A 26,104-nucleotide genomic window follows, 5' to 3' on the forward strand; every position below is an offset into this window, starting at 1 on the left:
CCGAGTTCGGCAACTTCACCGACGCGGGTGGCGTGATTGCGGGTCTGCACAAGTACGTCGGCCAGACCTCGGCCACGATCTTCGCCGTGGCGCTGCTCGACGCGTCGATCATTGGCGCCGCCGCCGTCTCGCTTTCGACGGCCTATGCGATTGGCGATGTCTTCAAGGTCAAGCACTCGCTGCACCGCAGCGTGCTCGACGCGAAGGGTTTCTATCTCGTCTACTTCGGCATCATCGCGCTCGCGGCGGCCCTCGTGCTGATTCCCGGCAGCCCGCTCGGCCTCTTGACTGAGGCTGTGCAGACGCTGGCCGGCGTGCTGCTGCCGAGCGCAACGGTGTTCCTGTTGCTGCTCTGTAATGACAAGGCGGTGCTCGGCCCGTGGGTGAATTCGAAGAAGCTGAACGTGTTCACGGGTGCAGTGATTGCCGTGCTCGTCGTGTTGTCGATCATCCTGACGGCGGCCACGGTTTATCCGGATATCAGCGGTGCGGCAATTATCAAGATTCTCGTAGGCGGATGCGGGCTTGCCGCAGCGGTGTACGCAGCGGTGGAACTCTCGCGCAAGTTGCGCCGCGCGAATGGCACCCAGGATGCCCTGCCGCTCAACAAGCCAGCGCTCAAGGAGTTGCGCAACACGTGGCGCATGGCGCCGCTCGAAGACCTGCCGGCGCCGCAGCACCTGACGTTGTCGACGCGCGTGTGGATGGGCGTGCTGCGCACCTACCTCGTCGTCGCGGTAGGTCTCGTGATCGTGAAGGTCGTGCAGATGGCTATCCATTAACGTGCATCGGGCAGACGCAAGTCTGCCCCTTCTCTAGTGCGCACGGCCCCGTCTTTTTCGTGCAAGCGTATGCATACGGGCACGTGACGCGGCTTCTGCTCTCGACATGTCTTCATTTGCGGGGACTTCGATGCTCAGCCACCATGAGATTGGCACGCTGCTAACGCTTGCGAACGGGGAAATGCGGGTACGCACACTGGACCCGAACATGAGGGCATTGCAGAGTCGGAAGCTTGTCGAAACTCAGGAGCGAGCGCCTGACTGGATCACCGTGCGATTAACCGAGGCAGGACGGGCTCTGCTACGGCGCCTGCGGGTCGGGTCGTGATGGTTGACAGTCATTTGAAGCGATACATTTCGTACGCAGTTCGCAGCAGGTATCGGCTCCGGGACCGCGACTCTTCGGCGCGGACGGCCCGAGAGGGCCGCGTTAATGCTCAAGTATCCTGGCGGTCCGAATGGACATGGACAACGGCGTATCTAGCTTCGATTGGTCGACAGGCCCACGAATCTGCGCCCGAATGAAATGAGTGGAAGCGCGGACAGCGCGCCGAGGTACATACTCCGCCGTGCAAGTCAAATGACGCCACGGCGGCGCAGAGCAACGTCATGTTCATTTGGCGAACGTGGCATAACAGGTCACTCAGTGGCATGAACTGAGAGCGAGCTCCGCCGCACCTTGGCAGGGCGTTTCGGGTTACCGTATCAGGCACCGACGATGAAAAAGCACATTCCACCGATATGCATGGTTTTTGCTCTGGTCTTGGTCATCGCATTCCAGTCCATAAATCAAAACCGTCCGGTTTTCACAACGAACACGACACGGGCTGTTACTGGCGTTTTCGCTGAAAACGCATTGCCGAATGTTGGAATTCACCACTGTTTGGTCTACGGGAAATACTGCCTTAGTAACGCATTACGCAGCCGATGACAGGAAACCCGGTACTGAACGTCATGACGCGTATAGACCCTGTTTGCGGGCCGACGCTCGTAGAGGTAAATATTAATCGCCACTAACTCGCGCTTCGCTTGTCAAGCTGACCCAAGTAGTCAGTCCTCTACTGGAATCGAGCCGGTTCCAGGGTTTGTGCTCGGCGTCGGCTACCACGATGCCGTAAGCCCATGAACAGGTATGCGCCACGTCAGCTACTGTGTCGTTGCCCGTCGCTCATTCGCGTGCGTCAATGTAATGACACTCTGCTAACCTGAAAAAAGCCATGGGTAGCTCTGGAACCCGTTACGGCTCGATCACGCAATTCCTTCACTGGTGTACGGCAGTTCTTGACCTCGTCGCATCGTCTACGAGCCAGGCGGACGCGAACGGCGCGTGTATTCGTCCGTCCACGAGATAGACCGGCGATTCCACGAGACGCTTGGATCGTGTGTGTTCATGCTCGCCGTCATGGAACTCGGTGGCAATCCGTGGACTGCAGCGGGATTTTCGTTTCCGTTGTTTGCGGTCGGAGCCATCTTCCCGGCGATGCCATTCCTGTGGACGTCCGGCACCCCGGCGATCGTGCAGTGCGTAGGTCTGAGTACTTTTTGCATTGGCGGCCATCGGGGTGTTCACGTCACTGTTCAATGGCTGGCGCGTCATGAATGACCTCGCTCGAGTGTGGGGCTGGCGCGCCGGACGCAGGAGCTTTCGGGCAGACGTTTGCAAGCATGCGACCAGTGGCGCTGTATTCCGATGAGCCGCAGCGAACGCGACTGCGCGCGGTAGGCTGACGGGGCCAGACAGTTGCAGGCTCCCGATGGGATCTGTTTCACCTGGCCATGCGCCGCCGCGCTGCGGAGATGGCAATCCGTCGAGTCCAACCTTTCATGACGCGTCCGTGCGCAGCTGATCGTCCGAGTGCGGTCAACTGCCTGTGCGGAACCCATGAATTTAGTACGCTTGCCCGCGCCGGACCGCATCCTATACTTCGAGCGCTTCACAGACGCGGCGTTCTTCGCGAATGGCGAGGACACTCCGCTCTGTCCCCAAGCCTCCGTGTTCCTTGACATCAAGATCTTCTGCCTTCGTGAAAAGTATCGTGCGACGCCTGGCAGTTGCGCATCGAAGGCAATGCAGGGGCAATGAAATGATTTGCGATCCATCACATCTTTGCGCGTCCTGCAGTCTTCTGCTGAGTCATCCCGATTTCGATGTGACACACCCTCTGCGCGATGTCGGCGAACCGGCATATCTCGGCAGCATCCGCATCCAGTACTACCGCTGCCCGGGTTGCGGAGCTGAATGGTGCTGTTCATGTAGTCCTTTCGAAAACAGGGACGTTCATTGGACACTTCGCTGACATCGTAGGGCCTGCGGCGTGCCATTGCCCACGTCGCGCTGCTGCTGCAACGGCCGCGGGAGCTCGCATGGCGTTCACAAAAGCCCGCTGGCGAATTACCTCCCAACTGGACATGCGCGTGCCCACGCGTATGGCGCGGCCCGTGTCGATGTAATGCAACAGGCAAAGTGGGTTCCGATGAGTTCCGGTTCGTTTGAGCGGCTGCACCCGGGACGACGCACTGGACTTGTGTGATGACGGACCCGCGGCATGAAGGTTGCGCGCCATATTGCGGGACCGCTATCGGAGTATCAAATGAGACACAGCGTGACAGGGATTATTGTGCTTGCAGCGCTGCTGGCGCTGCTATCGGCTGCTGGATGCAAACGTGCCGACAACACCAGGGCACAGAGCGACACTGGCATGAGCAGTTCGCCTGCTGCGGCGAGCAGCGCTGCCGGCGCCAGTCAATGAGAGATGGCGCGCCGCTTCGGGCGAACGTTCCGCGGTGAGTCCAGCCACGCCAGTCCGAGCGATGAGCCGTCGCTCGGGTCATATGCGGACGGTGAGTCAGGCTGGTACAAGTTGCAACGGGGCAGCAGGCCTTACCAGGCCTGAGCGACGCTTGCGGCGATCTATTGGCCGCTCCGGCCCGTGCTAGCCCGTGCGGTTGGCAAGCGTGCTGCGAAGGATTCACTGCGTTCAAAGTGATCCGGTCAGTTGTAACGCCTGCAGAAAACGGTCGCCGTAAGGCGGCTGCGATTGTGACGGACCCGCTCGCGCAAGGCTTGCGCGAGCAATGCCTCGCTGCGGGCCTGCGAAAGGATCATCATTCCGTAGCGCGGATGCGCGCCAGCGAACTCGAGTTCTGCAATCAGTTTCCAGTCCTCATAAAAGCGCGTGCGGTGGATGGCACGCCCTTGCGCGACCATCGCCTGCGCGACGCCCGTGGACTCCAGCAGTTCGAGTGCGCGGGGATTCACGACCTGAGCGCGCGATTCGGTGGCAGCCTGCGGAGCGGCATCGACGATGCGGGTGCGTATGCCCTGGTCAGCAAGAAAAAGTGCGGCCGCGAGACCGACCGGTCCAGCACCGATGACAGGCGTCGTGTCATTCATGGTCCATCTCCGCACGGTCACACCGCCGCGGGCGCGCATTCCATAACGTAATAAAAGCAGGGTCTTTGGCGGCCCTGACACGGGGCGCCCTCTCAATGGCAGCCCATCCAGGACTCATGAGGAGAGTGTCCGGCGCTTCCCGGTTTTGTCGGCGTGACGTTCTGCTCGCAACTATTGATCGCCTTGAACTTCAATGGAGGACGCTCAAGGTCGCTCTTAGGGAAAATGATTCGGCCGGCTAGCGGTGCCCCTTGTAATACGCATCAGCCTTGATCACTTCTACGCCGCGCCAGCCCCAATACACGCGATGCCGACTGATCCGACCGTTCTCAACGTCCATCGCTTCAACAAAGTCCATTTGCTCGCCGTTGGGCGTCGCGCGCGGGTATTCCCATATCAACCGGCGACCGTTCGTGAAATAGCCCTCGCGATGGAAGGAGCGGGCATCAGGCTTACGCGGCGCCGCGCTGTCAAGCAGTGAACGGATTCGCTCGCGCCCTTGAAGGACACCGTCGCTGCCGCCGAGCAGGTGAGGAACGAGTGGGCTTTCGAGTACCGCCTCCGGTGCATAGAGCGCGACCATCGCGTCGAGATCGTCGGTCGACCATGCGAGGTCCCATTGCTGGTAGATACGTTCGATCTCTGCGGCCACATCAGGAGGCAGAGCGGTTCGATTCAGATTGTCGGTCATCGTGAACTCCGGTTGAGCGGCGGCCAGTGCGGCGTTCGGCCGCCGACGTTCATTGATCGCGCCAGTGCCTCATTGCGGCGCTGCCGCGCGCGGAAGAGACTCCAGGGGTCTCGCGTTTCCCGCTGGCAATGGAAACAGGCGCGCATCATCTGATCCTGCCAGCCGCGACTCGCACTGCAAGGAAGGTGCGGAGCGCGTATCTGATGCCGCCGGAGGCCCCGGAAACTTTTGATCCCGGGCATGTGTCGCGAAGCTCTCGCAAGTACGGCCAGTTTGGGTGCGCGTTGAGTGGTGGGTCAGTCGAGACGAACCTGGAAGATGTCGGCCCTTCGAGCCCTTCTTTGCCCGCATTGACCCGGCCCAACACCGGGATAGCAGATATGAGGCTATGCGATTTCATCGGGTCCAGCATGGACGTCCTGGTCGACGACTGGATCGGGCAGATCCGTCCTCCCGGATTGATCTTGCGGCCGGCGACGGACCTGGAAGACTCTGGGTCTGGTGGCGCTAGCCGCCCTTGCCGGACGATGACGCGCCGTACATGGGCGGCGATGCAGGCAGGTAATGAAGATGCTGCGCCACGGACACCGGAACTTAGGGCGAAAGCATACCGACGATGGTAAGTGCGTAGACGATGGCCGCGATCGTTGCCACTATGCGAATCGGTCGCGCAACCGCCGAGTGGCCAACGACGATGTTGAGATAGAACCAGATGCGGAGCAGTCCGAGCAGCAACAGACGGGGCTTCTTCGGAGTGTGCAATCAACGTGCCTTGTCGCGGTCGCTGCAATGGAGCCTTGAATCGAATTCAATGCGGGATCGAGATAGATCATAACGGCGGGACTCCGTATTAAATGTGAAGCGAGCGCGTGAGCCGGCGCAACAGAAAGCAATCGCCATACACATCTTTTCGCGATCAGTGCAGGTCCAGAGACTCTTCAGGGCAGCGGTCACTCCGCCGCCCGCTCGCGTGCGCCGTCCGACACGCCGCCTCCACCAGGCTGCCGGGCTGTCAGGACTGCGGGCAACGACGGGTTCTCCGGTTGCGTGTAACGTGCCTGAATAGCAGCGCGAATGCGCAAACGGCTCTCGCAGGCATCCAGCGAGTCGTCCCGCTCTATCGCACGCGCTTCCGAGGCCAGATCGTCATCGCCGATCTGCTCTTCGAACCAACGCGAATAGTCGCCCTTCAGGCGATGGAATTGCCACGTGTCGACATCGATGCCTTCTGCCAGTTCGATGAAGAGCACCAGGTTATGTGCGCGCAGATTCAGCTTGCCCTGCGCGCCGCGAAAATAAAAACTGCGCTCGGGAATCAGCAAGCCTTCCGCGTATTTGCGGTGATGGCGCCGCTTTTCCTTGTTCCCCGGTTCGAGGCAAACCGCCTGCGGTGCGGCTGCGTCATTGACACGCCACAACAGCGCCTCGCCACGCTTAAGCAGCGCAGTGCCCGTACTTGCCCCTGGTGCCATCGAGGCCGGCAGCGGACGTGCGCTTACCGACGCGAAACTGTGCAGAGCCTCTTCGGCGTCATCGCCCATTGCCAGTACGACGCCGACTTGACGCAAGAATGCCGGCGCGAGCTGGTCGGGCGATACCGTTACGGCCAGCGCGGTTTCGAGCGTTTCGGGGATCGCCTGGCTCGCGCCTTCCCAAGCTGCCGGAAACAGATGATGTGCTTCGTCGAAAACGACCCAGTGCGGACGACCGGTGCGCGTGCGCAGGCGCTGAACGTGCAACAGCAGGTTCGCGCAGAAGACGGGGCGATCCGCCTGCGGCACGCGCAAAAGGTTGACGGCGACTACGGGTCGCGCTGGGCGGGTCAACAACTGCATCAGTTCTTCGACCGAAGGCGCGCTGTGCGTGTCGCCGAGCACGATAGTCATGTCGTCGTTGGCATAATCGCCCTCGGGATCGATCACGCACAACTGGCAGCCCGCGCCTGCGAGCCGCTCCAGCATGCCCGCCGTCACGGTAGACTTGCCGCAACCTGACGGGCCGACCAGCAGTGAGACGCTCCCTTGCAGCGGTAGCCACTCCCGGTTTTTCTCACGGTCTTGCTCGTGGCTCTTCTGATTGTCCTGCAAGGAACAGCGTGTCCCCAGCAGGACGCGACGGCGCGGCGATACGGCGGCGATGGCGCGCAGATCGTCGGCGAGCAGCATCCCGATCAACTCCGCGACGCCCGATCCGGCCGCCTCATGCATCACGGCGTCGGCATGCGTCTTCAATGCGGGCAGCGCATTTGCGACTGCGATGCTCAGGCCGCATGCGTTGAGCAGGGCGTGATCGTTTTCCGCGTCACCGACACCGACTACGTTCAGCGGCGCCAATTCCAGTTCGTCGAGCGCCGCGTTTAGACCGCTTGCCTTCGAAACACCCGGCGCCAGGATCATCACCGCATCGCCGTTGAAAACGATCTGCAAGCCCAGACCGAGGTCGCGGATCACGTCGAGCGCGACGTGCTCGTGCGGCTTCACCGTCGCGACCAGCGTCTCGCCGATGCTGAACGCGCCGGGCGCGCGCCGCCGCAATTCGGCGACGAAGGCTTCCGGCGGGGCGGGCGAGAGCAGACGATGGGAGCCAGTGGCGGGGCAATAGAGGACGCCTCCGTTCTCGGCCACGACGCGCGAGAAAAGGTCGAGGCGCGGGCAGATCGCGAGAAGATCGTCGAGCTCGCGGCCGCTCGCGAGAACGGCGTGACGGCCCGACGCACGAAGACGTTCTACGGCGTCCCACGTAGAATCGGCGACGCGGCCGTCACTCGCCAGCGTATTGTCGTAGTCGGTGGCAAGCGCAAAGAATTGCATCAGGCCCTCCTGCGGGTCTTGGCGGAGCGCCTGACGATTACTCGTTACCGACGCCCTTTGATACGTCGGCGGCCCTCTGAAATTCCTGCGCGGGCAAATCATCGAGGCGTTACATCACGTCGTCGCACCGTTTGCTCTAGGGGTTTCAATAGGCACTCTTCAGCGCTCTCTGCATATCGAATTCACGAACACGCATCGCGCGTACCTAAATAGCCTCGAGGCACGCTTCGCCCCATCTCCTACTTCACCCAGTCCGCCGCGATAGCGCAAGCGGCCGAGCGGAAGCTTCCCGATCCCCATCGAATGGCGCGGTTTCGGAGCCAGGCAACGCTTAGTCGACCGCCAGAAACCGCGCATGGCCGGAAAGGCCTGTTCCGCGCGCCGAGCGACTCGGACAACCCACAGGAATCGCCCTTCGGAATCGAATTCGGACCGTCGGCGTTATCGACAGCTCTGCCATTTCTATACATTGAATTCTCATACCTCCTTTCCAATGTCTCTGATGCGGGCGGTCAGACTGTCCGATTCAGTTGCTTGCCGGTTGATTCCCTCAGCCGACACGTCGCTCGATCAGCAAACGACGTTCCGCATGTGCAAGGCCTGACTGTACGAAACAGGGTGTGACCGGTTCATCGAGCGCAAGGGAACGTGTGGCGCTGTCTCGCGTGACGACGCCCTTGATACCGGGCTGGATCAAGGTCAAGCTAGAGCCGTGATGTCCGTGCTGGCGTGTGCCGACGCACACGTGCTGGCTCCGCACGATGGGTAACACCGCTCGGCAATGGCCCGAGTTTGCGATAGATCTGAAGCGCGAGCGCGAGGCACGACATCGCCGCTACGTTGCGGTCTTTTGGGAGCCGGCGGTCGCGGACCGCCTGCCCGTCGTCCTCGCTCCGGCCTTGCCCCCAATGACCGTCGCCATCCGTTGAAGGCGCGGCACAGCCCGTGCTCGATTAGATGTGTCCTTTTCAACGTTTGGGAGAACTAAATGAAGACGATTAAACGTATTGTCACAGTCACCGCGATTTTGACGTTTCCTGCTGCCGCTTTCGGGCAAGCTGCAGTGTCCACAAGCGATTCCCTGACCCGCGGCCAGGTCGGGCAGGATTTGATTCAGGTGGAGCAGGCGGGTTACGAACCGTCGGCGGGCGACCGGGCGTCTTATCCGCGCGACCTGCAGGCGGCTGAAGCGCGCGTTAGCGCCCAGCAGGTGGGCATCGCGGGCAGCGGCTATGGCGGCGTAAGCGCGGGCTCGTCGGAGTCGGCCGCGAAGTGGGCGCAGCCAATGAACGCCCCCGCTGGAATCAAGCCGATCTACTTTGGGCACTGACACACAGGCTGTCACCTATACATGCGCACTGCGGCGGTGCTCGTGCGGCGCAGTGGGTTGGGCAACACGGCCCGGCGCCTCGGTCGTGCCCAAGGCACTTTCGCGAGTGAAGGCTGGCCACGCTCAGTGCGAAAAGCAACGCGCCTCGATCCGCAGCCGCGCAGAAGCCTGCTCGGGCACAAGCGGCTCGAAACCGAGGGGCCGGATCACTTGCCCAAGCGCTCGATCAGCGCGTTGAGCAGTTCGATCGGCAGCGGGAAGACGATGGTGGAGTTCTTGTCGGCGGCGATGGTGGTGAGCGTCTGCAGATAGCGCAGTTGCATGGCCTGCGGCTGCTTCGCGAGGCATTGCGCGGCTTGCAGCAATTTTTCGGACGCCTGCAGTTCGCCTTCCGCGTGAATCACCTTGGCGCGGCGCTCGCGTTCGGCTTCGGCCTGGCGGGCAATCGCGCGGATCATCGTTTCGTTCAGGTCCACGTGCTTGATCTCGACGTTCGACACCTTGATGCCCCATGCGTCCGTTTGCGCGTCGAGCACTTTCTGGATGTCGGCGTTCAGTTGCTCGCGCTCGGCGAGCAGGGCGTCGAGTTCGTGTTTGCCGAGCACGGCGCGCAGCGTGGTTTGCGCGAGCTGGCTCGTCGCGTCGATGTAGCGCGCGACCTGAATCACGGCCTTTTCCGGGTCCACCACGCGAAAATAGACCACGGCGTTGACCTTCACCGAAACGTTGTCGCGCGTGATGACGTCCTGCGAAGGCACGTCGAACACGACAGTGCGCAGGTCGATGCGCACCGCCACCTGCACCACGGGAATGATGAGCACGAGGCCCGGCCCCTTGACCTTCCAGAAGCGCCCGAGCATGAACACGACGCCGCGTTCGTACTCCTTGAAGATGCGGATGGACGACAAGGCGATCAGCACCAGCAGCGCGATCAGAAGACCTGTGAAGCCGAACGTGAAGCCGATCATGAATGTTCTCCCTTCTCGTTTGCCTTGTCGTGTGCCGCGCCGTGCAGCGGGGTCACGGTGAGCGTGAGACCGCTGCGCGAGCTCACTTGCACGCGGCTGCCGGCGGCGAGCGGCGTGGCGCATGCCACGCGCCAACGCTCGCCGTGCACGCGCGCCCAGCCCGTCGACAAAGCTGCGTGGCCGGGCCGCGGGTCGGGGTGCAGGCCCTCGTCGATTACTTCGCCCGTGGCGCCTACCATCGCCTCAGCGCCGGTCACCACGGGCCGGCGCCGCGCGCGCAGCGCCACGCTCGAGACGGTGGCGACGAACGCCGCGCCGCCTAGCGCGAGGCCCGCGATGAGCGGGATGGGGATGCCGTAGCCGGGCGCGCCGGTGTCCATGAGCATGAGCGCGCCGATGGCGAACGCCACGATGCCGCCGAAGCCCAACACGCCAAAGGTCGGCAGAAATGCCTCCGCGATGAGGCATGCGAGCCCGAGCAGCACGAGCCCGAGACCCGCGTAGTTCACGGGCAGCAGCTGCATGGCGAAGAGGCCCACCAGCAGGCAGGTCGCGCCCGCCACGCCGGGCAGCACGAAGCCTGGGTTGGCGAACTCGAAGAAGAGTCCGTAAATGCCGATGGTCAGCAGAATCAGCGCGACGTTCGGGTCGGCGACGATCGAGAGGAAGCGGTTGCGCCAGTCGGGCGCGACGACTTCGAGCGGCGCGTGCGCGGTGGCGACGCGCAGCGTTCCCGCCGTGGTTGTGACGGTGCGGCCGTCGAGCTGGCGCGCGAGATCGGCGGCGTCCAGCGCGATCAGATCGATCACGTGCTGGTCGCGTGCTTCTTCATCCGAGAGGCTCACAGCCTCGCGCACGGCGCGCTCGCCCCACGCGGCGTTGCGCCCGCGCAGTTGTGCAAGGCCGCGAATGTAGGCGGCGGAGTCGTGCATGACCTTGCGGGCTTCCGTCGATTCGTTGTCGTCGGCGTGCGGGGCCGAGGCGCCGGAGGCGGTCTCGGGAGCGCCTGGCGGGCCGCCTGGAAAACCACCGCCACCGCCGCCGCCCACGCCGAGCTGCACCGGCGATGCCGCGCCGAGGTTCGTCCCCGGCGCCATGGCTGCGAAGTGGCTTGCGTAGACGATATAGGTGCCCGCGCTCGCGGCGCGCGCGCCGCCGGGAGCGACGAAGGTCGCAACGGGCACCGGCGAGGCGAGAATCGCCTTGATGATCTGGCGCATCGACGTGTCGAGGCCGCCGGGCGTATCCAGTTCGAGGATCGCAAGCGGCGCGCGCTCGCGCGCGGCTCGCTCCAGCGAGCGGACGATGAAATCGGCGCTGGCGGGCCCGATCGCGCCGTTCACCGTCATGACGACGACGGGGGAGCTCGGCGCCGCGAACGCAGCCGGCACGGCTAGCGCGGCCGCCACAGCGGCCCACGCGACCAGCAAGGCGACGAACACAACGGCGCGAGCAAGCCGCGCGGTAAGCGGATGGTGCGGGTGAGCGTGCGGCGCGTCGTGCACCGCGGCATGCGAGGGGCGATGATCGCGCATCGGAAGTCCGGAAGGTGGCTCACGTTCCGGTTCACAGATTGGGCAAGAGCCGATACCTCAAGATTAGGCGCTTTCCGCCCAAAGCGCGAACCGGCCCGAACGGCGGGGAAACGCGCCGAATGTTGTGCCGCACACGGATTGCACGGCTCTGGAAGCAATGGAGGAATCGGGATTTGGCGCGCCGCGCTGCGGCGCGAACATCTTGCGGCCGGCAAGTCGTTGCTATTGCAACTAAACGGCAAGAGGGCTGCGGAAGCGCACGGACCCATACGGCGACGAGCCCTATGGTCGCAGCTTCGATGCGGCGAGCTTCGAGGACGAACGGGATGTGGCCGCGTACCGCTGGAACGCGGTCGCGCATTTCATGCTTACTCGCTACCAGGATTCGGTGCGGTGGGCATGGTGAAAGCTACGCGCTCACCCCCGGCGGGGTCTGGACGACCGGCCGGTCACGCGGGAACTGCGTGGCTTTGCGCAAGCCTATGACCGCGCACGCGTATTTCTGGTTGCGCCGGGATCACGGCCCGATGCGGCGCGCACGGACGCCTCCCGAATCGAGGCACGGCAGGGCGCCGCATAAAACCCGACCGCTCGATGCGGCCGCGTGTTACTTCTTCTCGTCCCTCGTTTGTACGGGCAGGGACGCTTGCTGCAGTCAGGCGCGGATTAGTACCAGCGGCGCTGAGCTTCTGCGAGCAGTTCGCAGTATTCGAGGTGACGGTTCAGCGCTTCGGCGCCAAGACGACGCAGTGCAGCCAGAACTTGAGTCAGTTTTTCGACGATTGCACCCATGATTTCCTCGTTGCTAGGGTTAGTGCCTAAGGGATAACCCTTATTATAGAGATTTCAGGGCAGAATGCAAGGCGCGGGGAGCTAAGTGTGCGGTGCAGCAACACTTTTGATTCGCCCCTTATTGTCGTGTTAGCCGGCCCCGCCAACGCGACACCATGAAGCTCGCACACTCGCTCGCCGCCGCCGCACTTGCGGCCCTCGTTGCCGTTCCTGCGCCCAGTCGAGCCAACCGGTGACCCGTGCCGAAGTGAAGGCCGAACTCATGCAACTCCAGAAGGCCGGCTACAACCGCGCCAGCGACAACACGCGATCCCCCGCCGACCTGCTGTTACCATGTGCTTGCGTGGCTACGCGGCTCACGCGAACGCTTTCACGTTCGAGTTCACGGCGCATCCATGCGCATCAAGGCGCACTTCGCGCCCACACCCGAAGCTCGCACGAGGTCAACATGCCGGGAACCCAGATCCCCACTTCCGCTCGTCCGCGCATGATCCTGTTCAGCGCGCGCCAGTACGACGTCGATACGTTCGCCGAGGCGAACAGCGCTTTCGAATATGAATTGCACTACCAGGAATCGCATCTCGACGCCGATACCGCCGTGATTGCCGATGGCTACGAGGTGGTGTGCCCTTTCGTCAACGATACGGTCGACGCCGCCACGCTCGAGCGCCTCCACAAGGGCGGCACGCGCCTCGTGGCGCTGCGCTCGGCAGGCTTCAATCACGTCGATCTGGCAGCGGCGCAGCGTCTTGGCATCACCGTCGCGAGAGTGCCCGCCTATTCGCCGCATGCGGTGGCCGAGCATGCCGTCGGGCTGATCCTCGCGCTCAACCGCAAGCTGCCGCGAGCCGTGTCGCGCACGCGCGAAGGCGACTTCTCGCTTGCCGGGCTGCTCGGTTTCGATCTGCATGGGAAGACGGCCGGCGTGATCGGCACGGGCATCATCGGTCGGTGTTTCGCGCGCATCATGGCAGGCTTCGGCATGCAGGTTCTCGCCCATGATCCCGGCCCGCCGGCCGCAGACTTGCTGGCGCTCGGCGCGCGTTACGTGCCGCTCGATACGTTGTTAGCGCAGTCCGACGTGGTGAGTCTGCATTGCCCGCTCGTGCCCGCAACCCGGCATCTGATCGACCGGCACGCGCTCGCGAAGATGAAGCGCGGCGCCATGCTCATCAATACCGGCCGCGGCGGCCTGGTGGAAAGCACCGCGCTCGTCGATGCGCTAAAGAGCGGCCAGTTGGGGCATCTCGGCCTCGACGTGTACGAGGAAGAGGGCGGCCTGTTCTTCGAGGACCACTCGGATGCGCCGCTGCAGGACGACGTGCTCGCGCGTCTCCTGATGTTTCCGAACGTGATCGTCACGTCGCACCAGGCGTTCTTCACGCGCGAGGCGATGAACGAGATCGCGCAAACGACGCTGCGCAACGTGGAGGCCTGGCGTAGCGGTTCGCCGGTCAATCTCGTGGACGCGCCGCACGGCTAGCGCGCAGCGCGCACGGCAACGCATAAAAGCGAAGCGGGGCGCGCGCAAGCCGCCCCGCTTTTTTGCTTTCTACTGCTCCGCGATCACGCCTCGACGACGCTGAGCGTGACGTCGATGTTGCCGCGCGTGGCCTTCGAGTACGGGCAGATCTGGTGTGCCGTTTCGACGATGCGCTGTGCCGTCTCGCGATCGACGCCCGGCAGGGTCACGTTCAGACGGCCGCGCAGCTTGAACGCGTCGTCGGCGTTGATGAGGTCGATCTCGGCGTCGACCGCCACGTCGCGCGGCAGCGTCGTGCCGAGTTTCGTGGCGGCGCGACCCATGGCGCCGATGAAGCACGCCGACCAGCCCGCCGCGAACATCTGCTCCGGGTTCGTGCCCGGTGCGCTCGATCCGGGCGGCGAGAGCTTCACGTCCAGACGCCCGTCTTCGCTGCGGGCCGCGCCATCGCGGCCGCCGGTGGTGTGGGTCTTGCCGGTGTACAGCACTTTTTCTGCCTGACTCATGGTATTTATCTCCTGGGGTTAGCGTCGTTGGGACAATGAATTAGCTGCCGCGGTACAGTTGCTGGATCGCGGCGAGCTGGCCGTCGTGCTGCGCCTGAACCAGTTCCTGGCGAACCTGTGCACGCGTGATCTTTGCGTTGGCCGCATTGCTGGCGGGCATCCATGCCGGACTTTGCTGAACCGAGGGTTGCGCGGCGACCGACTGGGCGGGCATGGCGGCGAAGGCCGGAGCGGCGGTGAGGACTGCGGCGCTGGCGGCGAAGGCGAGGGCGAGCTTCGAGACGTTCATGACTTTCTCCTGGGAAGGGTTCGGAAATCCGTCCGGTCAACAGCAAGTTCCGGCGTTGATGCATTACAACCACCGGACGTATCTGCCGTGTTTCATGAATGCCGCGTTTTGCAAGGGTATGTGTCTGTGGCCGGCGCTTATACATTGCGATACAAACGCGCCGCTCGTGCAATCCCGCTCACGCCGAATCGATCCTGGCACGCCGACGCTTTTTTGATTCGTTTTGTGTACGCGCTCGCAACAGACACATTGGGATACATGGCGCTTTTGCTGCCCGGTTATAAATTCACCGGGGCGTTTTGCCTGCCGCCGCGAGCGTGATCGACCGGTTCGAACGATCTGCTGTCGCCGGCTCATCAACGAGGCCAAGCCGTTCGGGCGCGGCCTGCATGCACAACAAGGAGAAGTGGTCATGTCAGATCCCGTCAACGTCCGGCGCCGTCGCCTTCTCGGCACGTCGCTTGCCGGCCTCACGCTCGCGGACTTCGCATTCGGCGGTCTCGCGCACGCACAGTCGGCTGGCGGCACGGAAGGCAACTCGCGCACGGGCAACGGCGTCTCGTTCGGCCCGATCAAGCAGGTCAACGCAGGCCTGCTCAATGTGGGCTACGCCGAAGCGGGTTCGAAGAACGGTCCGGTTGTGATTTTGCTGCACGGTTGGCCGTACGACATTCATAGCTATGTCGAGGTCGCGCCGATGCTGGCCGCGTCGGGCTATCGCGTGCTCGTGCCGTATCTGCGCGGCTACGGCAGCACGCGCATTGTCTCCGACGACACGCCGCGCAACGGCCAGCAGGCCGTCACCGCCGTCGATCTCGTCGCGTTCATGGACGCCCTGAAGATCGATCAGGCCGTGCTGGGCGGCTACGACTGGGGCGCGCGCACGGCGAACATCGTCGCGGCGCTGTGGCCCGAGCGCGTGAAGGGGATGGTCTCCGTGAGCGGCTACCTGATCGGCAGCCAGGAGGCGAACCGCAAGCCGCTGCCGCCGCAAGCCGAGCTGCAGTGGTGGTACCAGTTCTACTTCTCGACTGAGCGCGGCGTGCAGGGCTATGCCGCGAATCGCGATGCGTTCAACAAGCTGATCTGGCAACTCGCCTCGCCGAAGTGGAACTTCGATGACGCGACCTACGAGCGCAGCGCAGCGTCCTTCCAGAATCCGGACCACGTGGCCATCGTGATCTCCAACTACCGCTGGCGCCTCGGGCTCGTACAGGGCGAGGCGAAGTACGACAGCCTCGAGCAGCGTCTTGCCGCCGCGCCGGCCATCACCGTGCCGACCATCACGCTCGAAGGCGACGCCAACGGCGCGCCGCATCCCGCGCCGGCCGCCTACGCGAAGAAGTTCACGGGCAAGTATCTGCACCGCAATCTCGATGGCGGCATTGGCCACAATCTCCCCCAGGAAGCGCCCAAGGAGTTCGCGCAGGCCATCCTGCAAGTCACGCATCTGTGACGGAGGCCGCGATGCAAGCACGTTTTCTCAAGCATCGCGCGCCCGTCGTGCTCGCACTGCGCGCGGCTCTCGCGCAGGTTCCCGCTGCGTGGGCCCAGTAAGGTACGCAAGCGCCGGGGGCAGGCCGCATCGCCGATCTACGGCTTGACGATTGCGCCCGGCTACCGCAAGTGGGAAATGATCGCGACTACTTGTTTACTCGATTTGCACCTTGACAGGGTGCAGGGGCTCCTGATTCAGGATCGGTGACATAATTCCGCAGTTGTCTTCACACTGATCGGGAGAGCCCCATGCAGCGGACATACCGTGGAAGTTGCCATTGCCAGTCGGTGAAGTTCGAAGCCCTAATCGATTTCAGCAAGGGCACGGGAAAATGCAACTGCAGTTTCTGCGGAAGGCTCCGCCTCTGGCTCGTCCAGGTTCGCCCGGAAGCATTCGTCCTGCTTTCGGGCGAAAGCGATCTCACGCATTACGAAGGGAAGAACCCGGTAGCCCACCATCCGTTCTGCAAACACTGCGGCGTGCATGTATTCGACCGCGTCGATATGCCGAATGGAACGGGTTACCCTTACATCAACGTGAATATCATGTGCATCGACGACTTCGACCTGAACGAAGCCCTCGATGCACCGATCTCCTATGCCAACGGTCTCGCGAATGATTGGGGCAATCCGCCTCCGGAAACGCGGCACCTTTGAGTGTCTCAGGGCGCTCGTCCCGCATGTTGAGCAATGCCGGGCTCGCGGCCGTCCAGCTGATGCCGCTCAGACGTGAACTGAACGAATTCGGCGCGAAACCGTGAAGGGTCATCGAGCGATCCGGCGTAGATCGTCACGATATCCGGCGCATGCTGCGGTGTGCCAAAGAGCAGGCTGCCGCAATGCGCACAGGAATTTCGTGTCGTTGGCATGCCGCTGCCGCCCGTTATCGTGTAAGTGCGGATTTCGCCTTCGAACGAGAATTCGGCCGCACTCACCACGACTACCGGCAACCCGGCCGATCCGGAAGCGCGCTGGCAATCGCGGCAGTGACAAACGAGCTGCGCGAACGCTGCGCCGCGAGCCTCGTATTGCACCGCGCCACACAGGCAGCGGCCTTTCCAGTCTGTCGACATCGGTCTTCTCCGTTTTTGCGGGTACGCGCGCATGTTACGCGTATAGTCGGTCTCATCGCGCGCTGCTGCCGGATCTACGCGGGCAAACGCGTGATCGCCGCCGCCCCGCCAGCCGGAGCGGCGCCGCGCCAGCCGATCATCCCTGCTTGCCCTGAATGCCCAGCAGATCGCGAACTTTCTGCTCGGTCTGCGCGTAGTCGCCCTCGCCGAAGTGGGTATAAACGAGCTTGCCGTTCTGGTCGATGAGGTAGACCGCCGGCCAGTACTGGTTGCCATAGGCGTTCCACGTCGCGTAACCGTTGTCCTGCGCGACAGGGTACGTAATGTCGTATTGCTTGATCGCCTTCTGCAGGTTGCCGGTGTCGCGCTCGAACGAATATTCTGGCGTATGCACGCCGACCACCACGAGACCCTTGTCGCGATAGCGCGCGTCCAGCTCCTTGATGTGAGGGATAGTGTGCGCGCAGTTGATGCAGTCGAAGGTCCAGAAGTCGACGAGCACGACTTTGCCGTGCAGTTGCTTGAGGTCGAGCGGCGGGCTGTTGAGCCAGTTGTTGATGCCGGTGAAGTCGGGCGCCTGCGCGCCGGTCTGCAGCGCGGCCGAGCCGCCCGACGGCGCTTCGCCCGAAGCGTACGCGGCGAGCCCGGCGGTGGCCGCGAGGCCGATGGCAACAGCGGCTATCTTGAGACGAGAGATCATGAGAGTTCTCCTTGTGTGGACGACGAGCGTATTGGACCGCTCCCACGTATCTGGCTCGTGTCCCGCTTGCGGCACTGTTGAAACGTAGTGTGTCGCCGGCGGGGCGCGATACGTAGGGATACAAATCGTCCACTGCGCGGCCACAGCTTCGCGGGCCGCTGCACGCCGTGCGCGTGTTTGTATCCCTATGTATCCAGCCGCCTGCGCGATACATGACGATGCACGACGCCCGCGTTCCGGACATTCCCCGGATACATGCCCGCGCTGAAATACGGCACATGGCAAGTCCGCCGACATTCGTCTGGAGACCGAACTCATGTTACTCATCGTCATCGCATTCGTGGGCGGTGCGTTCACCGTCCTGAGCCCCTGCATCCTGCCGGTCGTGCCGTTCGTGTTCGCACGTTCCGAGGAGCCTTTCCTCACTGGCCGGCTGCCCATGCTGCTTGGCCTCGCGCTCACGTTCGCGCTGCTCACGGGGCTCGGCGCCGCCGGCCTGAACGGCGCGGCGCAGCTGAGCGAGTACGGCCGCTGGATCGCGCTCGGGCTCTTCGCGCTGTTTGGCGCGGCGCTCCTCTTTCCCGCGCTCGCCACGCGCCTTTCCGGCCCGCTCACTGGGCTCGCCGACCGCTTCATGGCGCGCTCGCAGGACGACGGCGCGTCGCGCCGCATCGGTTCCGCCGTGCTGCTCGGCGCCGCGACGGGCCTGCTGTGGGCGCCGTGCGCGGGGCCGATCCTCGGTCTCATCATCACCGGCGCGGCCCGCCACGGCGTGACCTGGCAGACGTGGGCCGCGCTCGCGGCCTATGCCGTGGGCGCCGCCAGTTCGCTCGCGGCGGTGGCGGGGCTCGGCCATCGCGCGATGGCTGCGCTCAAGCGCTCGCTCGGCGTGGGCGAGCATGTGCGGCGCGCGATGGGTGCGCTCGTGCTCCTCACGGTCGGCGCGATCGCGCTGGGCGTGGATACGCGCCTGCTTGCGCTGGTGCCGGGCGCGCCGACCAATGGCGTGGAAGCGCGCCTTGTCGATCTGCTTGCGAGCCCCGCTGCGGCACCGCAGACGCCGAGCGCGGAGCCAGCGCGTCATGAGGAGCGGGTAGCCCAGGCTCGTCCAGCGGTACGAGACGAACCAGCGGCCCACATCGTGCGCGTGTCGCTGCCGGCCCCGGCGCCCGCGGTCGATCTTCCGGTGGAAGGCCGCCTGCCGGCGCTCGACGGCGCGAACGCGTGGCTCAACTCCGCGCCGCTCACGCCCGAAGCGCTGCGCGGCAAGGTCGTGCTGGTCAACTTCTGGACCTACTCGTGCATCAACTGCCTGCGAACCCTGCCGTATCTGAAGACGTGGGCCGATCGCTACCGTAACGACGGCCTCGTCGTAATCGGTGTGCACACGCCGGAATTCGGTTTCGAGCATGACACGGGCAACGTCAAGCGCGCGCTGGCCAATCTGGACATCCGCTATCCCGTCGCTGTGGACAGCGACTACCGCATCTGGAACGCCTTCGGCAACCAGTACTGGCCGGCGTTCTATCTCGTCGATGCTCAGGGGCGCGTGCGCTATCACCACTTCGGCGAAGGCGATTACGCACAGGCGGAGCAGGGGATCCAGCAACTGCTGGCCGACAACGGCCGCGCCGCGCCCGCCGCCACGCTGACAGCACCGCACTCAAGCGGCGCGCTGGCTCCCGCGGATCAACGCGACATCGGCTCGGGCGAAACGTATGTGGGGTATCGCGAGGCGCAGGGCAATGCGAACGCGCAGCGCGTGCAGGCCGATACGGCCGCCGCGTACACGTTGCCGGGGCAGCTCGGCTTGAACCAGTGGGCGTTCGGCGGGCAGTGGAACGTGGGCGCCGAGTCCGCCGTGGCGGGTGCGCCGCAGGCGAGCATTGCCTATCGCTTCCATGCGCGCGACCTGCATCTGGTACTCGCGCCCACCGCCGACGGCAAGCCCGTGCGCTTTCGCGTCAGCATCGACGGCGCGCCTCCGGGAGCCGCGCATGGCGCCGACGTCGCAGCGGACGGCACCGGCGTCGCCACGAGCGCGCGCCTCTATCAGCTCGTGCGGCAGTCCGGCCGCATTGGAGATCACACCTTCGAGATCCGCTTTCTCGACCCGGGCGCGCACGTCTACAGCTTCACGTTCGGCTGATAAGCGCCACGCCACGCCGCGCCGCCGTGCCCTCGTGGGCCGGCGGCGTTTGCGTTATGGCTGTGCCGCGCATCGCGGAGGGCTTTTTGTAGCGCAATGTATCTGCGCGCAATTCGGACACGTTCATATGCAAACCGCGCCCCAAATGGAAACACGGCAGATACATCGGGGCGTTCAAATACACCTACGCCAGCTCGATAAACCCCTCGCGCTGAACTGAACCCGGTTTGAACCCGATCGCTGTCTACCCCTTCCTCTTTGGAGAACCTCATGAAAGCCCTCAAACTCCTCGCCCTCGCCGCTCTTGCCGCCGCCCCGGTTCTTTCGTTCGCTCAGTCGAACGAGCCCGTCACCCGTGCGCAGGTGCGCGCCGAACTCGTGCAGCTGCAGAAAGCCGGCTACAACCCGGCCGCCGACGAAACCCAATACCCGCGCAACATCCAGGCCGCGCTGGCGCGCGTGGAAGCCACGCAGGTCGCGCAGCAAGCCGCTTCGTCATCGTATGGCGGTGTGACGGCCGGCTCGTCCGATGCGTCCGCTCCGCGCAAGCCGCATCACGCCATGAACGGCACGAACGCCGCGCGCGCTCCGCAGGACGATATCCCCGGCCTCGGCCCGATCTACGCGCATTCGTAATCCGCCTTTCCCGACCCACCGAACGACCCGATAAGAGAAGAGAGAAAAACGATGGCTTCGATCAAGCAGATTTTTACGTCCGTGGCGTTCCTCGGCGGCCTCTTCGCGCTGCAAGCGGCGCATGCCGCGCCGCCGCAGGACCTGAAAGGCACCAACGTCGTGCTGGTGCACGGCGCGTTCGCCGACGGCTCCAGCTGGAACCGCGTGATTCCGCTCCTCGAAGCGCGCGGCCTGCACGTCGTCGCCGTGCAGAACCCGCTCAGCTCGCTCGCCGACGACGCTGCCGCAACGAAGCGCGTGATCGAGCAGCAGAAGGGCCCGGTGGTGCTGGTCGGCCACTCGTGGGCAGGCGTCGTGATCAGCGAAGCCGGCAACGACGAGAAGGTGAAGTCGCTCGTGTACGTGGCGGCCTTCGCGCCCGACAACGGCCAGTCGATCGCCGATATCACCCAGGGCCAGCCGGACGCGCCCTGGGCAAGCGAACTGCGCAAGGACTCGGCGGGCTACCTGACGCTTTCGGACAAGGCGATCCGCGAGGACTTCGCGCCCGACCTGCCGCCCGCGCAGCAACGCATCGTGGCGGCGACCCAGGGCCCGTGGTTCAGCGGCGCCCTCTCGCAGAAGGTCACGCAGGCCGCGTGGCACGACAAGCCTTCGTATTTCGTCGTGACGGCGCGCGACCGCATGATCGCCCCCGCGCTGCAGGAATCGATGGCGAAGCATATTGGCGCAAAGGTGACGCGCGTGAACGGCAGCCACGTTTCGATGCTGAGCCAGCCGAAGGCCGTGGCCGACGCGATCATCGACGCGGCGGAACACGCGCAGCAGGACGTCAAGTAACCGGCCCGTCCCGGCCGTGCGGTGGAAGCGCTTCGACTCGCGCGACCGCTCGCCCGCCGCCGACATCGCACCCGAGGAGCACCTGAATGCAACGCTGGGTACAGGGACTGATAATCTGCACACTTCCGTCATCGTCCGGAAGGCCCGCCGTGCGCCCATTCAGTGCCCTCATCATGCTCGTCGGCGTCCTGCTCGCATCGGCAGGCTATGGCGCGACGTTCCTGTTCTCCATGCACGTGCGCGCCATCGGCGGGAACGATATCAACACCGGCGTGGCGCTCGCGGGCGCGGCGCTCGGCACCTTCGTGGGCGTCTCGCTCACGGGCTGGGTCGCCCAGCATGTGGGCGCGGCGCGCATGGCCGCGCTCGCGGCGCTCTGCGTGGGCGCGGGCGTGGTCAGTTTCGCGCTGGTCGAGCAGGTGAGCAGCTTCGACGTCGTGCCCGGCTTCCTCGTGGGCTTCGGCTGGGGCGCGTTCTGCCTCGCCGCGCCGATGGCGCTCGCCGAGCGCACGAACGACGCCGAGCGCGGCCTGTGGTTCCTGCGCTTCGCCACCATGCAGATGACGGGCATCGGCGGCAGTCCGGCGCTGGCGGGCTTTGCGATCCGCTTCTGGCGCATGCCGCTTGGCGGCGTGCTCTACACGATCGGCGGCCTGTGCGTGCTGGCGGCCGTCCTGCTCGAGCTGTTCGGCCGGCTCGCGCCGCACGTGCGCTCCAGTACCGCGACGCAAGAACCGGCCTCGCCGGACCCGTGGCTCCTGAAGATGGGCGTGATCGCCCGCACGCGCGCGGTGTATCCCATCGTCATCATCGCGCTGGGCGGCTGCGTGTTCTCGGGCCTCATGACGTTCCAGATGTCGTTCGTGCAAGGCACCGAGGCGAAGGCGACGACTTTCTTCAGCGTCTACACGGTGACGGTCATCGCCACGCGCTGGCTGCTCTCGCGCGTGGTCATCAAGATGCGCTCCGAAACCGCGACGAAAGTGCTGCTCGTCATGATGGTGATGGGCAGCGCGGCGATGTTCGTAGTGCCGTTTCACGTGCTGTTTCAATCGGCGGCCGCGGTGCTGCTGGGCACCGGGTACGGGCTCGCTTACCCGATCGTCCAGCTTCAGGCCGTCAACGACTCCGTCGCCGCGCACCGCCGCGCCGCGCTCACGTGGTTCGTCGCGGCGTACTTCGTCGGCGCGTTCGGGTTTCCGACCGTCGGCGGCTGGGTGCTGGTGCACGGCGGCCGCGCGGCGCTGCTCGCGCTCATCGCGGCATGCGGACTCGCGGCGCTCGCGCTGGCGGTTCTGCGCGACCGGCAGCGTGTCGAGACGTTATCGGCCAGCGCCTGAACAGGCCTGGCCACTCCCGATTTGCTAACGAACCGGAGGGATCGTGACTGAACTATGGCGTTTAACTGCAACTGAGCTCGCCAAGCGGGTTCGCGCGCGCGAGGTGTCGGCACGCGAGGCCGCGAAGGCCGCGCTCGAGCGGCTGGAGGCCGTCAATCCGCTCATCAACGCGGTGATCGACTACCGGCCCGAGTGGGTCTTCGACCAGGCCGACAGAATCGACGCGGCGATAGCGCGCGGCGAAGACCCGGGGCCGCTCGCGGGGGTGCCCGTCACTACGAAGATCAACATCGACCAGGCGGGCTTCGCGACGACCAACGGCACGCGTCTGCAAAAGGATCTGATCGCGCAGGCCAACAGCCCGGCCGTCGAAAACCTCGTGCGCGCGGGCGCGGTGCTGCTCGGCCGCACCAATTCGCCGACCTTCGCGCTGCGCTGGTTCACGAGCAACCAGGTCCATGGGCATACGAAAAACCCGCGCAACGCATCGCTCACGCCGGGCGGCTCGAGCGGCGGTGCGGCGGCGGCGGTCACGGCCGGCATCGGGCATATCGCGCTCGGCACCGACATTGGCGGCTCGGTGCGCTACCCGGCCTATGCGTGCGGCGTGCATGGACTGCGGCCCAGCATCGGGCGGGTGCCGGCGTTCAACGCGTCGTCGCCGGAGCGGCCGATCGGCGCGCAGATGATGTCGGGTGCGGGCCCGATGGCGCGCACGGTCGAGGACTTGCGCGTGGCGCTTGCGGCGCTTGCCGCGCCCGACCTGCGCGACCCCTGGTGGACGCCGGCGCCGCTCATCGGGCCCGACGTGCCGCGGCGCGCGGCGCTCTGCCTGCGCCCGGGCGGCATGAGCATCACGAAGGAGGTGGAGGATGCTTTGCTCGACGCCGGCCGCCGACTCGCCGACGCGGGCTGGACGGTCGAGCAGATCGATGACGTGCCGCTCCTGCGTGACGCCGGCGAAGTGCAGGAACGCCTGTGGCTCGGCGACGGCTTCCCGGCGCTCGCCGACGCCGTGGCGCGTGACGGCGACCCGGGCGCGCAGGCGGTGGTGGACGGCGTGCGCGCCAAGGTCGCGGCGATGCCCGAGAACGTGGTGGTCCCGTCGCTGGTGCGCCGCACGACGCTCACGCGCGCATGGCGCATGTTCCTTGCGGAATATCCCGTGCTGCTGCTGCCGGTTTCGGGCGAACTGCCGTTCCCCGACAACCTCGACATGCAGGGCGCGGCGGGATTCCAGCGCGTGTGGGACGCCCAGCTGACCATGCGCGCATTGCCCACGATGGGCTTGCCGGGGCTCGTCGTTTCGACGGGGATGGTGAAGGACGTGCCGGTTGGCGTGCAGATCGTCGCCGGGCACTTCCGCGAAGACCTGTGTCTGCTGGCTGGCCAGGCCATCGAGGAACGCGGCGCGCCGCCTTCGCCCATCGACCCGGCCATGTAAGCCGGGCGGGCGTTATGCGGGCTTCTTGACCACGGTGTCGTGAGGGGTGAGCGCGTGCCCTTCGCGGGTCTGCGGAAACATCGACAGCAACGGCTTGCCCGTTGCTTTGTCGATCAACCACGAATGCCGTTCGCCGCGCTCGAACAAATGGCGCTCGCCCCACTGCTGAAGCGCCACGATGACGGGGAAGAGGCTTTCCCCTTTCTTCGTTAGCACGTACTCCTGATAGGTCGTGCCGTCGGAGGCAGGCCGGGTTTCGAGAATGCCGGCCTCGACCAGATGGCTCAAACGGCCTGACAGGATATTGCGCGCCACGCCCAGATTGCGCTGAATGTCACCGAAGCGGTGAATGCCGTCGAAGACATCGCGCAGGATCATCAGCGACCACCGGTCGCCGATCACGTCGACCGAGCGCGCGACGGGGCAGGTTTCCTTCTGCATGGATTTGCGGCTTGCCATGGCGATTCTCTCTCTTGCTGGAACGTATTGACGTAATGCGTACGCCTCACGTAGTTGCATTTTAAAACCAGTCGACATACCATTCAATCAGTTTTGTTTTGAAACTGGATTGAAGATCATGGACGCGGATTCCGTTGCGCTTGCACCGCCGGCCCGCGGCGCTCCCGTGCAGCCGCGCGCGCCGTTGTCGCGCGGCCTCGTACTGCTGTTCGCCGTAGCCAGCGGTTTGAGCGTCGCCAATGTCTACTATGCGCAGCCCTTGCTGGACGCCCTGGCGCGCGATTTCGGCATCACGCGCGCCGCGGTTGGCGGCGTGGTCACGGCGACGCAGGCCGGTTGCGCGCTGGCGCTGCTGCTACTCGTGCCGTTGGGCGACAGGGTAGAGCGTAGCCGCCTGATGATCGTGCAATTGCTGGCGCTGGCGGGCGCGTTGGGCGTGGTCGGTCTCGCGCGATCCGTAACGGTGCTGCTGGCCGGCATGCTCGGTGTGGGTATGCTCGGCACGGCCATGACGCAGGGTTTGATCGCCTATGCGGCGGCCGCCGCCGCGCCCGACGAGCGCGGGCGCGTGGTGGGCGCAGCGGGCAGTGGCGTGTTCATCGGCCTGCTGCTGGCTCGCGTGTTCTCCGGCGGCGTGAGCGATCTTGCCGGTTGGCGCGGCGTGTATGGCTGTTCCGCCGCCGTCATGCTCGCCCTGGCCGTGCCGCTGTGGCGCCGGCTTCCGAAACTGGCACGCGGTGAGCCAGGCACGATGAGCTATGTACAACTGATCATCTCGATGTTCGCGTTGCTGCGCTCGGATCGCGTGCTGCAGACGCGCGGCGTGCTCGCGCTGCTGATGTTCGCGACCCTCAATATCTTCTGGAGCGCGTTGGTGCTGCCGTTGAGTGCGCCGCCCTACAATTTTTCTCATACGGCGATCGGGGCCTTCGGCATAGCCGGGGCGGCGGGCGCGCTGGCCGCTGCGCGCGCGGGCCACTGGGCCGATCGGGGTTGGGGCCAGCGCACCAGTGCGGCCGCGCTGGCGCTGCTGTTGCTGGCCTGGTGGCCGCTCTCGATGCTGGGACACTCGCTATGGATGCTGCTGGTCGGCATCGTGCTGCTCGATCTCGGCGGTCAGGCGCTGCACGTGACCAATCAAAGCCTGATTTTTCGCAGCAACGCGCAACTTCATAGCCGGCCCGTGAGTCTTTACATGCTGTTCTATGCGGTTGGCAGCGGGCTTGGCGCGATCGGCACGACGGCGACGTATGCCGCGGCGGGCTGGCATGGTGTGTGTACGCTGGGCGCGGCCGTGAGTTTGCTGGCGCTCGTGTTCTGGGCCGTCACGGTGCGCAGCATGCCGCGCGCGTCCCCGTGCGCCGGTACGTCGAATTGAAGCCTGAA

The 26,104-nt window shown here is 64.8% G+C and carries 22 protein-coding genes and 3 pseudogenes; 13 read left to right on the top strand and 12 right to left on the bottom strand.

The window, feature by feature from the left end:
* Both AB4Y43_RS19550 and AB4Y43_RS19555 read left to right on the top strand, forming a co-directional pair.
* On the top strand, positions 1 to 782 hold a 782-nt coding region (locus AB4Y43_RS19550; RefSeq protein ID WP_368728564.1), incomplete at its 5' end, for a divalent metal cation transporter.
* A 1,405-nt stretch (positions 783 to 2,187) separates the two neighbouring features.
* A pseudogene (locus AB4Y43_RS19555) lies at positions 2,188 to 2,368 on the top strand (VIT1/CCC1 transporter family protein); the annotation flags it as partial.
* Between the two features lie 1,406 nt (positions 2,369 to 3,774).
* Here the strand turns inward: AB4Y43_RS19555 and AB4Y43_RS19560 are convergent.
* From AB4Y43_RS19560 to AB4Y43_RS19575, 4 genes are all read right to left on the bottom strand, one after another.
* On the bottom strand, positions 3,775 to 4,176 hold the full coding sequence (locus AB4Y43_RS19560) for an FAD-dependent oxidoreductase (protein WP_368617352.1): 402 nt from the start codon (positions 4,174 to 4,176) through the stop codon (positions 3,775 to 3,777).
* A 238-nt stretch (positions 4,177 to 4,414) separates the two neighbouring features.
* On the bottom strand, positions 4,415 to 4,867 hold the full coding sequence (locus tag AB4Y43_RS19565; protein ID WP_342948338.1) for a nuclear transport factor 2 family protein: 453 nt from the start codon (positions 4,865 to 4,867) through the stop codon (positions 4,415 to 4,417).
* A gap of 594 nt (positions 4,868 to 5,461) precedes the next feature.
* Positions 5,462 to 5,629: a hypothetical protein gene (locus AB4Y43_RS19570; RefSeq protein WP_368728565.1), complete on the bottom strand. Its 168-nt coding sequence runs from the start codon at positions 5,627 to 5,629 to the stop codon at positions 5,462 to 5,464.
* Between the two features lie 188 nt (positions 5,630 to 5,817).
* Entirely contained in the window at positions 5,818 to 7,677 is a 1,860-nt protein-coding gene (locus AB4Y43_RS19575) for an HAD hydrolase family protein (protein ID WP_368728566.1), read from the bottom strand.
* Positions 7,678 to 8,665: 988 nt separating this feature from the next.
* Here AB4Y43_RS19575 and AB4Y43_RS19580 point away from each other — a divergent pair.
* Entirely contained in the window at positions 8,666 to 9,007 is a 342-nt protein-coding gene (locus AB4Y43_RS19580) for a DUF4148 domain-containing protein (protein WP_342948335.1), read from the top strand.
* Positions 9,008 to 9,213: 206 nt separating this feature from the next.
* Here AB4Y43_RS19580 and AB4Y43_RS19585 read toward each other — a convergent pair whose 3' ends face one another.
* Together AB4Y43_RS19585 and AB4Y43_RS19590 are read right to left on the bottom strand one after the other, a co-directional pair.
* Positions 9,214 to 9,975 carry a slipin family protein gene (locus AB4Y43_RS19585; RefSeq protein ID WP_069262378.1) on the bottom strand — a complete coding sequence of 254 codons (762 nt, stop codon included), beginning with the start codon at positions 9,973 to 9,975 and terminating at the stop codon, positions 9,214 to 9,216.
* Positions 9,972 to 11,510: a nodulation protein NfeD gene (locus AB4Y43_RS19590; protein ID WP_368728567.1), complete on the bottom strand. Its 1,539-nt coding sequence runs from the start codon at positions 11,508 to 11,510 to the stop codon at positions 9,972 to 9,974. The genes AB4Y43_RS19585 and AB4Y43_RS19590 overlap by 4 nt, the downstream gene beginning before the upstream one ends.
* 424 nt (positions 11,511 to 11,934) lie before the next feature.
* On the opposite strand from AB4Y43_RS19590, the pseudogene AB4Y43_RS19595 reads away from it, so the two are divergent.
* Positions 11,935 to 12,090, top strand: a pseudogene (locus AB4Y43_RS19595) (flagellin N-methylase); the annotation flags it as partial.
* 86 nt (positions 12,091 to 12,176) lie between these two features.
* Here the strand turns inward: AB4Y43_RS19595 and AB4Y43_RS19600 are convergent.
* Complete coding sequence (locus AB4Y43_RS19600) at positions 12,177 to 12,302, bottom strand: hypothetical protein (RefSeq protein ID WP_256094506.1); 126 nt, start codon at positions 12,300 to 12,302, stop codon at positions 12,177 to 12,179.
* 229 nt (positions 12,303 to 12,531) lie between these two features.
* On the opposite strand from AB4Y43_RS19600, the pseudogene AB4Y43_RS19605 reads away from it, so the two are divergent.
* Positions 12,532 to 13,785 (top strand): annotated as a pseudogene (locus AB4Y43_RS19605) (NAD(P)-dependent oxidoreductase); the annotation flags it as partial.
* Positions 13,786 to 13,868: 83 nt separating this feature from the next.
* Here the strand turns inward: AB4Y43_RS19605 and AB4Y43_RS19610 are convergent.
* On the bottom strand, positions 13,869 to 14,291 hold the full coding sequence (locus AB4Y43_RS19610) for an organic hydroperoxide resistance protein (RefSeq protein ID WP_069262376.1): 423 nt from the start codon (positions 14,289 to 14,291) through the stop codon (positions 13,869 to 13,871).
* 40 nt (positions 14,292 to 14,331) lie between these two features.
* Positions 14,332 to 14,580 carry a DUF4148 domain-containing protein gene (locus AB4Y43_RS19615; RefSeq protein ID WP_069262375.1) on the bottom strand — a complete coding sequence of 83 codons (249 nt, stop codon included), beginning with the start codon at positions 14,578 to 14,580 and terminating at the stop codon, positions 14,332 to 14,334.
* 412 nt (positions 14,581 to 14,992) lie between these two features.
* On the opposite strand from AB4Y43_RS19615, the gene AB4Y43_RS19620 reads away from it, so the two are divergent.
* Together AB4Y43_RS19620 and AB4Y43_RS19625 are read left to right on the top strand one after the other, a co-directional pair.
* Positions 14,993 to 16,036, top strand: a complete 1,044-nt coding sequence (locus AB4Y43_RS19620; protein ID WP_368728568.1) for an alpha/beta fold hydrolase — start codon at positions 14,993 to 14,995, stop codon at positions 16,034 to 16,036.
* A gap of 329 nt (positions 16,037 to 16,365) precedes the next feature.
* Complete coding sequence (locus AB4Y43_RS19625) at positions 16,366 to 16,734, top strand: GFA family protein (protein WP_368728569.1); 369 nt, start codon at positions 16,366 to 16,368, stop codon at positions 16,732 to 16,734.
* Positions 16,735 to 16,739: 5 nt separating this feature from the next.
* Here the strand turns inward: AB4Y43_RS19625 and AB4Y43_RS19630 are convergent, their stop codons facing one another.
* Both AB4Y43_RS19630 and AB4Y43_RS19635 read right to left on the bottom strand, forming a co-directional pair.
* Positions 16,740 to 17,150 carry a GFA family protein gene (locus AB4Y43_RS19630; protein ID WP_368728570.1) on the bottom strand — a complete coding sequence of 137 codons (411 nt, stop codon included), beginning with the start codon at positions 17,148 to 17,150 and terminating at the stop codon, positions 16,740 to 16,742.
* A 136-nt stretch (positions 17,151 to 17,286) separates the two neighbouring features.
* Positions 17,287 to 17,850 (bottom strand): thioredoxin family protein, encoded by a 564-nt coding sequence (locus tag AB4Y43_RS19635; RefSeq protein ID WP_368728571.1) that lies wholly within the window; start codon positions 17,848 to 17,850, stop codon positions 17,287 to 17,289.
* 316 nt (positions 17,851 to 18,166) lie between these two features.
* Here AB4Y43_RS19635 and AB4Y43_RS19640 point away from each other — a divergent pair, with 316 nt between their 5' ends.
* The 5 genes from AB4Y43_RS19640 (at position 18,167) to AB4Y43_RS19660 (ending at position 24,259) form a co-directional block, all read left to right on the top strand.
* A complete protein-coding gene (locus tag AB4Y43_RS19640) occupies positions 18,167 to 19,999 on the top strand; it encodes a redoxin family protein (RefSeq protein WP_368728572.1) in 1,833 nt (610 codons plus the stop codon).
* Positions 20,000 to 20,269: 270 nt separating this feature from the next.
* A complete protein-coding gene (locus tag AB4Y43_RS19645; RefSeq protein ID WP_368728573.1) occupies positions 20,270 to 20,635 on the top strand; it encodes a DUF4148 domain-containing protein in 366 nt (121 codons plus the stop codon).
* A gap of 51 nt (positions 20,636 to 20,686) precedes the next feature.
* Positions 20,687 to 21,475, top strand: a complete 789-nt coding sequence (locus AB4Y43_RS19650) for an alpha/beta fold hydrolase (RefSeq protein WP_368728574.1) — start codon at positions 20,687 to 20,689, stop codon at positions 21,473 to 21,475.
* 149 nt (positions 21,476 to 21,624) lie between these two features.
* Entirely contained in the window at positions 21,625 to 22,815 is a 1,191-nt protein-coding gene (locus tag AB4Y43_RS19655; RefSeq protein WP_368728575.1) for an MFS transporter, read from the top strand.
* 43 nt (positions 22,816 to 22,858) lie between these two features.
* Positions 22,859 to 24,259 carry an amidase family protein gene (locus AB4Y43_RS19660; protein WP_368728576.1) on the top strand — a complete coding sequence of 467 codons (1,401 nt, stop codon included), beginning with the start codon at positions 22,859 to 22,861 and terminating at the stop codon, positions 24,257 to 24,259.
* Positions 24,260 to 24,271: 12 nt separating this feature from the next.
* Here the strand turns inward: AB4Y43_RS19660 and AB4Y43_RS19665 are convergent, their stop codons facing one another.
* On the bottom strand, positions 24,272 to 24,718 hold the full coding sequence (locus AB4Y43_RS19665) for a winged helix-turn-helix transcriptional regulator (protein ID WP_368728577.1): 447 nt from the start codon (positions 24,716 to 24,718) through the stop codon (positions 24,272 to 24,274).
* A gap of 118 nt (positions 24,719 to 24,836) precedes the next feature.
* Here AB4Y43_RS19665 and AB4Y43_RS19670 point away from each other — a divergent pair, with 118 nt between their 5' ends.
* Complete coding sequence (locus AB4Y43_RS19670; RefSeq protein WP_368728578.1) at positions 24,837 to 26,096, top strand: MFS transporter; 1,260 nt, start codon at positions 24,837 to 24,839, stop codon at positions 26,094 to 26,096.
* Positions 26,097 to 26,104 lie beyond the last annotated feature (8 nt).

Source organism: Paraburkholderia sp. BR10872, from assembly GCF_040965835.1.
Lineage (GTDB): Bacteria > Pseudomonadota > Gammaproteobacteria > Burkholderiales > Burkholderiaceae > Paraburkholderia > Paraburkholderia nodosa_A.